This window comes from Perlabentimonas gracilis (genome assembly GCF_011174675.1).
Classification (GTDB): Bacteria; Bacteroidota; Bacteroidia; order Bacteroidales; family Tenuifilaceae; genus Perlabentimonas; species Perlabentimonas gracilis.
In genome coordinates this window covers 81,277-90,847 of the sequence record NZ_JAANIG010000014.1, presented here as the reverse complement: position 1 = coordinate 90,847, position 9,571 = coordinate 81,277, and the positions used below count along the sequence as shown (strand labels likewise).

General features: G+C 44.9%; 10 protein-coding genes. 3 read left to right on the top strand and 7 right to left on the bottom strand.

Annotated features, from left to right (window positions below; all coding sequences use genetic code 11):
- On the bottom strand, positions 1–249 hold a 249-nt coding region (locus G8O23_RS17695; RefSeq protein ID WP_394351920.1), incomplete at its 3' end, for an IS1595 family transposase.
- Between the two features lie 479 nt (positions 250–728).
- Between G8O23_RS17695 and G8O23_RS08220 the strand changes: the two genes are divergently transcribed.
- Together G8O23_RS08220 and yaaA are read left to right on the top strand one after the other, a co-directional pair.
- Positions 729–887 carry a hypothetical protein gene (locus G8O23_RS08220; RefSeq protein ID WP_166363639.1) on the top strand — a complete coding sequence of 53 codons (159 nt, stop codon included), beginning with the start codon at positions 729–731 and terminating at the stop codon, positions 885–887.
- Positions 888–1,024: 137 nt separating this feature from the next.
- Positions 1,025–1,789 (top strand): peroxide stress protein YaaA, encoded by a 765-nt coding sequence (gene yaaA, locus G8O23_RS08215; RefSeq protein WP_166363637.1) that lies wholly within the window; start codon positions 1,025–1,027, stop codon positions 1,787–1,789.
- A 1-nt stretch (position 1,790) separates the two neighbouring features.
- Here yaaA and G8O23_RS08210 read toward each other — a convergent pair whose 3' ends face one another.
- From G8O23_RS08210 to G8O23_RS08185, 6 genes are all read right to left on the bottom strand, one after another.
- Positions 1,791–2,975 carry a class I SAM-dependent rRNA methyltransferase gene (locus G8O23_RS08210; RefSeq protein ID WP_219932472.1) on the bottom strand — a complete coding sequence of 395 codons (1,185 nt, stop codon included), beginning with the start codon at positions 2,973–2,975 and terminating at the stop codon, positions 1,791–1,793.
- Positions 2,972–3,556: a 3'-5' exonuclease gene (locus G8O23_RS08205; protein ID WP_166363636.1), complete on the bottom strand. Its 585-nt coding sequence runs from the start codon at positions 3,554–3,556 to the stop codon at positions 2,972–2,974. Before G8O23_RS08205 ends, G8O23_RS08210 begins: the two co-directional genes overlap by 4 nt.
- A 2-nt stretch (positions 3,557–3,558) precedes the next feature.
- On the bottom strand, positions 3,559–4,179 hold the full coding sequence (locus G8O23_RS08200; protein ID WP_166363634.1) for a DUF5063 domain-containing protein: 621 nt from the start codon (positions 4,177–4,179) through the stop codon (positions 3,559–3,561).
- A 277-nt stretch (positions 4,180–4,456) separates the two neighbouring features.
- The gene (locus tag G8O23_RS08195) at positions 4,457–5,503 is read right to left on the bottom strand and encodes a nucleoid-associated protein (RefSeq protein WP_166363632.1); all 1,047 of its coding nucleotides are present in this window, start codon (positions 5,501–5,503) and stop codon (positions 4,457–4,459) included.
- A 332-nt stretch (positions 5,504–5,835) separates the two neighbouring features.
- Positions 5,836–6,669 (bottom strand): phytoene/squalene synthase family protein, encoded by an 834-nt coding sequence (locus G8O23_RS08190; RefSeq protein WP_166363630.1) that lies wholly within the window; start codon positions 6,667–6,669, stop codon positions 5,836–5,838.
- Positions 6,653–8,134 carry a phytoene desaturase family protein gene (locus G8O23_RS08185; protein ID WP_166363628.1) on the bottom strand — a complete coding sequence of 494 codons (1,482 nt, stop codon included), beginning with the start codon at positions 8,132–8,134 and terminating at the stop codon, positions 6,653–6,655. Before G8O23_RS08185 ends, G8O23_RS08190 begins: the two co-directional genes overlap by 17 nt.
- 261 nt (positions 8,135–8,395) lie before the next feature.
- On the opposite strand from G8O23_RS08185, the gene mnmA reads away from it, so the two are divergent.
- On the top strand, positions 8,396–9,568 hold the full coding sequence (mnmA, locus tag G8O23_RS08180) for a tRNA 2-thiouridine(34) synthase MnmA (protein ID WP_166363626.1): 1,173 nt from the start codon (positions 8,396–8,398) through the stop codon (positions 9,566–9,568).
- Positions 9,569–9,571: the final 3 nt, after the last annotated feature.

Below are 9,571 nucleotides of genomic sequence, written 5' to 3'. Positions count from 1 at the left end.
TTCATCGGAAGATTCATCGTTGTGCGTTTTGAAGAAAGCGTCGTCCAATTCCACTACGCCGTCCATTTCGTACTTGTCATCCCTTAGTCCCATGATGGCTCTAATTTTATGCATCATCGTCCAAATCGGCTCATAGCGTTTATGACCCAACTGGCGCTGCACTTCAGCAGCAGATATGCCTTTCTTGGTCATAGACATAAGGTAAATCGTGTAGAGCCAGTACTGGTATGGCAACTTGGAGGATTCCATTACTGTTCCGCTTCGCAACGTGGTTCTGTAGCCACACTCCTTGCAATCGTGAGACTTATGAGCCTTGTTCCAATAGTGAGAAGTATGTCCGCAACGTGCACAAACAATGCCTTTCTCCTCCTTAACTCTCCTGAAATGTTGAATGCAACTTTTCTCATCAGGATGCTGCTTTACAAAATCTATAAAATTCATTTTCAATAAATTTTGTACAAATATAATATTTTAGGCACATTAGCGGATATTCATAAAATATAAATTAGTTTTAATGATATAAAATGATTACATTTGGTGAGTTCTCGCCTTAAAATCAGCATTTTCTAACCAAGGTGATAGCTCAAGCCCAATATTAAAGCCGGCAAAGACAAAACAGGAATTGCAAATAGCCTCAAAACTATCCCTGCTTTAGCCTGCAAAACAATTCTTGGATTAACATTAAATGATATAAATATAAATCGTAACCTAACGAAAGGAAAACTAAAATGTATGAAAAGAAACAGCACATCAACAAAGCACCAGACCTAACCAAAATGCAGGCAGTAGTTATTGATAACAGAACCACCATTTATATTGCTCTGGATGCTGACCCAAAGGAAGCCCGGAAAAGATATAATACCCGACCAGCATACGGCAAGCAGTAGTTGCTGCTTAGAATTATTCAACTACATGCGTTGAACTGAAATTGTAGAGTTTTGTTTGTATTCTGATGATGCTAAATTTGCCGTGGTAAGGCTTTTATCATCGTATTGAATTACAGACTCGTAAACTATAGATTTAAATGATAATAATACTCTCCCCTTCGAAAACGCTCGACAGCATTGAGGTAAACCATAAACCAAGAACTACTCAACCCGATTTTTTGGAGCAATCGGAAGTTTTGGTAAACAGGCTACGTAAACTCAAAATTGACGATTTAAAAGAGCTTATGAGCATTAGCCAAGATTTGGCCCGGTTAAACTACGAGCGCTACCTAAAGTGGCAGTTACCATTCGACGAAAAGAATAGCTATCCAGCTCTGCTAACCTTTAAGGGCGATGTTTATGAAGGAATTGATGTAAAGGATTTTACCTTGGGCGATCTGGAGTTTGCCCAGCAAATGGTTCGCATACTTTCGGGGCTTTACGGTGTACTTAGGCCATTGGACTTGATGCAACCCTACAGGCTTGAGATGGGTACTAAAATCGACATAAAAAGGAGCAAGAACCTTTACGAATACTGGCAAGATAGACTTACCAACTATTTTAACAACTTACTGGAAACCGACAGCGAGAATACCTTGGTAAACTTGGCTTCCAACGAGTACGCCAAGGCCATCAGCCTAAAGAAGTTGAAAGGGAATGTGATTACGCCGGTTTTTAAGGAGCATAAAGGCAACGAGCTAAAAACCATTGCCATATACGCCAAGCGAGCCCGTGGGCTGATGACCCGCTTTGCCATTAAAAACCGGTTGGAAAAGGTAGAGCACCTAAAAACCTTTGCCGAGGAGGGTTACATTTTTAGCCCAGAGCAAACCAAAGGAAATACTTGGGTTTTCGTCAGGTAAACTACTCTGCATAAAGTACCAAGCCTTTCAGATACTCCCCCTCAGGATGATAAATATTTATTGGGTGATCGGCAGGTTGTGTTAGCTGATGCATAATCCGAACATTCCGATTGGCAATAATTGACCCCGAGAATACCGCATTGCGGAAGTTTTCGCGCGTAACCACCTGCGAGCACGAGAAGGTGAAAAGAATCCCACCGGGTTTCAGCTTACGGAACGCAGCGGCATTAAGTCTTTTGTATGCCTGAAGGGCATTGTTCAGCGCCCCTCGATGCTTGGCAAATGCTGGCGGGTCGAGGATTATCACATCGTAAACCTCATCATTATCTCTAAGGAAATCGAATACATCGGCGCAAACCGAAACGTGCGATGGGTTTTGGCCAAAGTTGGCCAACATATTCTGCGTGGTTAAGTCCATCGCCTTCTGCGAGCTATCCACGCTCACCACGCTGCTGGCCCCGCCACGGGCAGCGTAAACCGAGAATCCACCTGTGTAGCAGAACGCGTTGAGTACCTTGGCATCCTTGCTATACTGTCCCACTAACGCCCTGTTATCGCGCTGATCGACAAAAAATCCAGTTTTCTGTCCTTCCTCCCACGATACTAGGAAACGATTTCCATTTTCGAAAAGCTCATCACTTTTTGCTTCACCAACCAAATAACCATCCACAGCCTCAGAAGGCGATTTGGGCGAAAGCGTGCCAGAGCTTTTATCGTACACCGATGTAACGGCTCCTCCCATCGCCTCAATAATAAGCTCGGCAAGAGTGCTACGCATTAGGGCCATTCCCGAGCTGTGCGCCTGCATTACGGCGGTAGAGCCGTAAATATCGACAATAAGCCCCGGTAGCCCATCGCCCTCGCCGTGTACAAGGCGAAAAATATTGGTAGTTGGATTGGGGAAAAGACCTAGCGATTTACGCAAGTTCAATGCATTGCGCAGCTTGGTCAACCAAAATTCCCTGTTGATCTCAAGATTATCAAACGATATCACCCGAACGGTAATGGAGCCGGGCTGGAAATGGCCGAGAGCCAAAAAATCGCCCTTGGCGCTAACAACCTCCACCACATCGCCCTCGGCGGGCTCGCCATCAATTCGCTTAATTGCACCCGAGAATATCCAGGGATGAAAGCGCTGCAACGACTGCTCCTTGCCGCTTTTAAGGTAAACCTTTGGGTATATCATTTTACTCTGTTGGTGATTAGTTTTATATAAATTTCGCGGCAAACCCACGCATCGATGGCAGCATACTGCTGCTGTGCCTCGGTGTAAGCTGGTGCATCCCAATTGGAAAGTTGCTGCGATTTTGAGACCTTAAGTCCAAGCACTATGGCTGCCATTTTGCGCACGCTTAGGCTCTCGATACCATACTCGGACACTATACTTTGCAGGTCGATAAAACCTGCTGGCATAAAACGCCCTACCTTTTGCAAACCACGATTATCGTCGCGAATGGCGGCGCCAATCTTTAGAATAGATTTATCTTCCAAAATCTTAACAAGATCTTTAGGTAGACCAGTCTCCTTAACCTTAATCAGAAGTGCAATTTCGGGTGTGGCCAGCTGCAAAAGCGCAATTCCATTAGATTGTCCCTTCTTAAAGTTGGGTTTGGTTTCGGTGTCGAAACCTATGATTCGTTCCTTGGCCAGCCGGGGCAACTGCTTAAGCAGCTCATCTTCGGAATTGATTACAAAGATATCGCCACTGTAAACTGCCTTGGGCAGCTGGTTAACCTCCTCCTTGGTTATATCGTCCTTAAATACCATACCTACTCGTTATCCATTTCGTCCTGACGACGTGTGATGAACCAATTGCTTGTATCCACATCTTCGTCGGTTTCGGGTTTTGTTTCTTCGGGCATCTCCTCATCCAAATCGATATCGCCAAAGGCTAGCTGGTGAATTGGTCTGATGGAGTTGGCCAAGCGCAGTCCCCAGAACTCCTGAAAGTTGAGGCGACACTCCCACAGCGCATCGTTCATCTCATCGGCCTGTCCGCCCTGATATATCATTGTAAAGTCTTTCAAATCCTGATACACATCACTCAGGTACTCGGCCAGGCTAGCAGAGAACTGCTCATCGGTTTCGGCAATGCGCTCGTCGAACACCTCGGGAAATGCGTCGTGCTCGCCCAGAAAATGCTTAATGCGCTCGTTGAGCGCTATGTAGTACTCCTCGGTTACGTACTTCTGGTTTCCCTCCTCGTAAATAGGCTCAGTTTCGGGAAGCAGCGAGGCCTTGTAGTATAGCAATGGCAGTAAGCTATTGGCCACCTTTATGAATTGGCTTCGCTTAAACTCGGTGCACTTCTCGATAAATGCGCAGTACTCCTTTGCCACCGCGGCAAACTCCACCACGTTTCGGCTAAAAACTATTTCGTTGGTTGACATATTCGATACGCGTTAACAGTTGATTGGTTGGTTGATTGGTTGATTGGTTGCCTCGGAATACGAAGTATAACGAGGGTTGTTTGACGGTTTAGGGTTCTGCGTTTATGGATTATAGTTTATGGTTTATGGTTTATGGTTTATGGTTTATAGTTTATAGTTTATAGTTTGGACGAACCTTAAACATTGAACCTTAAACACTGAACCTTAAACCTTTGACTTTTAACTTTCGACCCTTCGGCAAGCTCAGGGCGTGCTTTTAGACTTTCGACTTTACCTCTTACCCCTCTGCATCAAAGTAAAGCTTATAGTAGTTCAAACCCCTATCATCATCGTACCCCTTCTCCACCCTGTCGCGGCCACCGTGAATGTATAGATGAAAGTTCTTATCGAGCTTTATCACACTTTTAAATACCTTTTTGGCCTGCTTGGCAGCATCAGTTGATATGGTGAACGAATCCTTAAGATTACACCCCATCTCGGCCTGATAGCTATCCTTGTACTCGCGGAACTGCTCCACCACCTCGGGCTTACGAATTATCTCCTCCTCAAACTCCAGCTGATCGAATGAATCATTCTTGGTAAAGTAATCGCGGGTTTTATTTAGCAAAGCCACCTGTTCAGTTTTTTCGACCTTTTGATCCTCCACAAGTACGTCCTTTACAAAATCTTTGCAAAGGTTAATGTAGCTGCTGGTTTGGTAAAAATCGTCCTCCCGTGGTTTAACGCCAAGGAAAACCTCCTTCCAGAACCTAGCCTCATCATTTTTATTGATATTGTCGATGGCCACCACCTTGTAGCCAAAATCGTGCTCGGTATTAAATATCAAGCACCCCTTATCCAACTTGCGAATGCTGATACCCTGATGCTGCTCCACCTCAAAGGCATCGGAAAGCTGATGAACGGTGATAAAGGTATCCTTGGTTTCGGACTTAAAAAGACCGATGGCGTCAACCAGCTCGCCCTCCACCACGCAATCGGATAGCAACACCACATAAAGTTCACCATCCTTAATGTTAGGGTGACCGCTACTTTGGTACAAGTGCTTTGCAATATTTACCGACTGCTCCAACAGCTGTTCCTGATTCTCGAACAGTCGCTGCGAGTAGCTGTACACCTCGTTCATCGACAGGTCCGAGCCGTGCGCAAAGCTGTAAAACTCGGGCTGCTTAAAGGGCATTAAGAAGTAATTCTTAAGCAGGTTGAGCAGGTTTGAATCGTGAATGTGCGCAAGGCTATTGGCCAGCACCAGCTCGCCCTCGCGGGCTCTGCTGCCTACCCTATGGATGGCAATTCCGTTTATTGTGGCTTCAGAAAAATCGAACATAAAAATTTTTCTGCAAATGTAGCAGAATTTAGAGAAATGGAAAACTGGGAAGGAAAAGGGTGGCGAGTTACGAGTTACGGGTGGCAGGTAGATTTTGAGTTTGAAGGCTAAGACGCTAGGGCGCGAAGATGACTGTTTAAGGTTTAGGGTTTAGGGTTTAGGGTTTAGGGGTTAGGGGTTAGGGTTAGGGGTTAGGGTTAGGGGTTAGGGTTAGGGGTTAGGGTTAGGGGTTAGGGGTTAGGGGTTAACACTTCGACAAGTTCAGCGTAAAGGTTTTGTGTTTAGGGTGAACCTTGAACTTTAAACTTTAAACTTTAGACACTCTATTAACTTTACACAATCCTAAGCGCTACGTCTATTCGTGCTTTTAGCATCAAGAAATATTTTTTTAGGTCAGAAACGCGGATGCGCTCATTCATGAGGTTTGAGGCTTTTACCCTTTTTATCCTCAGAAGCAAAGCCCTAAAGTAAACATAAGCAATGTAAACACCCAGTTTGGCGTTGCGGGGCAATTTACGGATGCCCTCAAGCGATTTCTGCAAATCGGCCTCAATATCGTCCTCAATCTTTCGTTTTTCCTCCTCAGAGAAATTGGTAAAATCAACGGAAGGGAAATAGATGCGTCCCCGCTCCTCAAAATCGGATTTTAGGTCGCGTAAAAAGTTCACCTTCTGAAATGCCTCTCCCAAGCTACGTGCGGGGTGAGTAAGCTCATCGTACAGCTGCTGGTTGCCATTGCAAAACACTTTCAGGCACATTAGGCCAACCACCTCGGCGCTACCGTAGATGTACTTTTTGTACGATTCGTCGTTGTGTTCCTGCTGCTCTAAATCCATACGCATACTCTCCAAAAACGACTCGATAAGCTCGTGAGGGATATTGTATCTATTTACAACCAGCTGAAAGCTGTTAAGTATTGGGTTTGTGCTAATCTTCTGATCTATGGATTGGTATGCCTGTTCCCTAAAATCGGCCAGCATACCTCGCTTTGGATGATCGTGAAAGGTATCAACAATCTCGTCGGCAATGCGGACAAATCCGTATATAGCATATATATCATCCTGTATGGAAGGATGCAGCCTCGATACCGCCTTTGAAAAGGATGTTGAGTACTCGGTAGTGAAAATCTTACTGCAGCTTAAACTTGTGCTATTGTACAGATCCATAACGCTTAACAATTTGTTCGGTGGTTAGTCGCGAGCTTATTACAGCCATAGGTAAACCTGTACCAGGAATGGTACTTGCCCCAACGTAAAAAAGATTTTTATACTTCTCGTCGGTATTATGCGGACGGAAGTAACCAATCTGGTTCAGGTCGTGCGCCAAGCCCAAACCGCTACCTCGGTAGAGGTTAAACATCTTTTCCCAATTTTGGGGAGTTAGAATGGTTTTTGAAACCAGATTACTTTGGATATCAAAATCTATTCGCTCCGATAGATCGGCTATAATATTATTGGCAATCTCTTCGCTATCGTCCCAGTTGGGCTTGTAGCGTAGGTCGGGCACTGGACACAGAATAAAAAGCGCCTCGGCACCCTCGGGGGCGTGCTCTGGATTTGCCCTACTGGGCACATTAACGTAGTAATAAGGTTTTTCGAGGCTTACTCGGTTCTTAAAGATTCCCGAGCTGTACTCCTCAAAATTTTGCCCAAGGAAATAGTTATGAACCTCCAGCCCATCAATCTTTCCCTTTACCCCTAGGTACATTGTAAGGGGAGCAAGAGTCCACTTTTTGCCATCCAACTTTTCGGGACTATGACTTTTACGTTTCAGTATCTCGCCACGGAACGAGGCGGCATCGCCATTAACCACATACAAATCGGCTGTCCATTTTTTCCCTTGCTTATCGATAAGTCCATCAATCTCCTTACCATTATCTGAATAGCCAACAATTTCTGTATTGTAATTTACTTTGATATCTCTTTCATCCAATAATTTCACAAGCCCCTCAACAATCTTGTACATTCCACCCTGCACGTTGTGATACCCATCGTGCACCAGCTCGGTGTAGGTAAGCATTGAGTATACTGCAGGTGTGTCGAATGGAGTTGCACCTAGGAAAAAGGCCACCAACGAAAAAATCACCTTCACCTCATACGATGAGAAATGCTTATTCATCTCACTCCACATGGTCTTTAACATCAGTGGCCCGTGCTTCAGCGGAACCGTTGCCAGCGTGGCGGCAAAATCGACTAGTGAGCTGAAATTACGACGGATAACCTTATTCTCCGTATCGTGAAAAAGAGTGCCTGTTTTTTTTAGATACTCACGCATCTTGTTTTCAAAATCGGGCTCAACCACTTCAAACTCCTTGGCCAGCTTTTCCAAATCTTTATGAATAACATATTTTTTTGGGTTTCCCGAAAAGTTAACGGTGTAAAGCGGATCGAGGGGGAAGAAGGTGAAGGGAAGCTCCAGGTTACAGCTCTTAGCAAACTCGTCGAACTCGTAGCTCATGGAGAAGAACGTGGGCGCCAAATCCCAAGTAAACCCATCCTGCTTAAGCTGATTTAAACGTCCACCGGCCTGATGATACTTCTCGAGCATCTCAACCTTATACCCTTTCGCAGATAAGCGAATGGCGGTGGTTAATCCGCCCAAACCTGTTCCCACTACAAGAGCCTTTTTCATGTATTAGTATATTGATTTATACCTCATTTTAATTGCAGAGAAAAAACTATCAGTTGCTATTGAAAAGGTCAAAAACATCCATGCTAAAATATGTTGATGAAGATAACCATTTTTTCAAAATGCATAAGTTTTCTGTTTAAACAAAGATCCCAACCCTTTTGTTTAATGTTTTATGTTTTTATATAAACAGGTTGACAGCACAGGCTTTTTCGGAACTACACAAAAAAATACTAATTTTGCGCAGCAAAAAAATATCAAAGAGTGAAAAGAGTTGTAGTAGGATTATCGGGAGGTGTTGACTCTAGCGTTGCGGCATACGTGCTAAAAGAGCAGGGCTACGATGTGGTTGGACTATTCATGAAGAATTGGCACGACACCACTGGCGTGCTACACGGCGACTGCCCATTTGACGATGACTACAACTTTGCACAGATGGTTGCCCGCAAGTTGAACATTCCATTCGAAATGGTTGACCTAAGCGAGCAGTATCGCAAGCGTGTGGTCGATTATATGTTCGATGAGTACTCGCGCGGGCGCACCCCTAACCCCGATGTGCTTTGCAACCGCGAGATCAAATTCGATGAATTTCTTAAAGCAGCCCTAAAGCTCGATGCAGATTACGTGGCTACTGGCCATTACTGCCGCAAGGACGAAATAGAAGTAAACGGGAAAACGGTTTACCGCCTGCTGGCGGGTGTCGATCCCAACAAGGATCAAAGCTACTTCCTTTGCCAGCTTAATCAGGAGCAGCTCACCAAAGCGTTATTTCCCATTGGCGACGTGATAAAACCCGAGGTACGCCGCATTGCTACCGAGTTAGGGCTAGCCACCGCACAGCGAAAAGATTCGCAAGGAATATGCTTTGTGGGGAAGGTTGATCTTCCTGTTTTCCTCCAGCAAAAGCTAGTTGCCAAAAAAGGCGATATTATTGAAATTCCTAAAGATTTTATCAACAAGGATACTGCTGGTAATTCATCCTCATTTAAGGACTTGGCTGCTCCTTTCGATTATAATCCGCAGGCAGGGAAAAAGGTAGGCACACACCAAGGCGCACACTTTTATACCATTGGGCAACGTAAGGGGCTGAATGTTGGCGGAACGCCCGAACCCCTATTTGTTTTGGCTATTGATGTGGACAAGAATATTGTTTACGTTGGGCAAGGGCAAGATCACCCCGGATTGTACCGCAGCGGATTGTTAATACCCAAGGATGAAATTCACTGGGTACGACCCGATATGGCTATGCAAATTGGCGAAGCCAAAGATTTTCTTATCAGAATTCGCTACCGCCAGCCATTACAACAAGGCCGATTGCATAGAGAGGAAGAGGGAATGTACATAACCTTTACCCAACCCCAGCGAGGCATAACCTCGGGGCAATTTGCCGCTTGGTATTTAGATGATGAGCTAATTGGATCGGGGGTTATAGTTTAGTAG

Bases quoted from the DNA above. Each gene is read 5' to 3' on its own strand.
- G8O23_RS08220 (WP_166363639.1), top strand. From the start codon at position 729: ATGTATGAAAAGAAACAGCACATCAACAAAGCACCAGACCTAACCAAA.
- yaaA (WP_166363637.1), top strand. From the start codon at position 1,025: ATGATAATAATACTCTCCCCTTCGAAAACGCTCGACAGCATTGAGGTA.
- G8O23_RS08210 (WP_219932472.1), bottom strand. From the start codon at position 2,975: ATGATATACCCAAAGGTTTACCTTAAAAGCGGCAAGGAGCAGTCGTTG.
- G8O23_RS08205 (WP_166363636.1), bottom strand. From the start codon at position 3,556: ATGGTATTTAAGGACGATATAACCAAGGAGGAGGTTAACCAGCTGCCC.
- G8O23_RS08200 (WP_166363634.1), bottom strand. From the start codon at position 4,179: ATGTCAACCAACGAAATAGTTTTTAGCCGAAACGTGGTGGAGTTTGCC.
- G8O23_RS08195 (WP_166363632.1), bottom strand. From the start codon at position 5,503: ATGTTCGATTTTTCTGAAGCCACAATAAACGGAATTGCCATCCATAGG.
- G8O23_RS08190 (WP_166363630.1), bottom strand. From the start codon at position 6,669: ATGGATCTGTACAATAGCACAAGTTTAAGCTGCAGTAAGATTTTCACT.
- G8O23_RS08185 (WP_166363628.1), bottom strand. From the start codon at position 8,134: ATGAAAAAGGCTCTTGTAGTGGGAACAGGTTTGGGCGGATTAACCACC.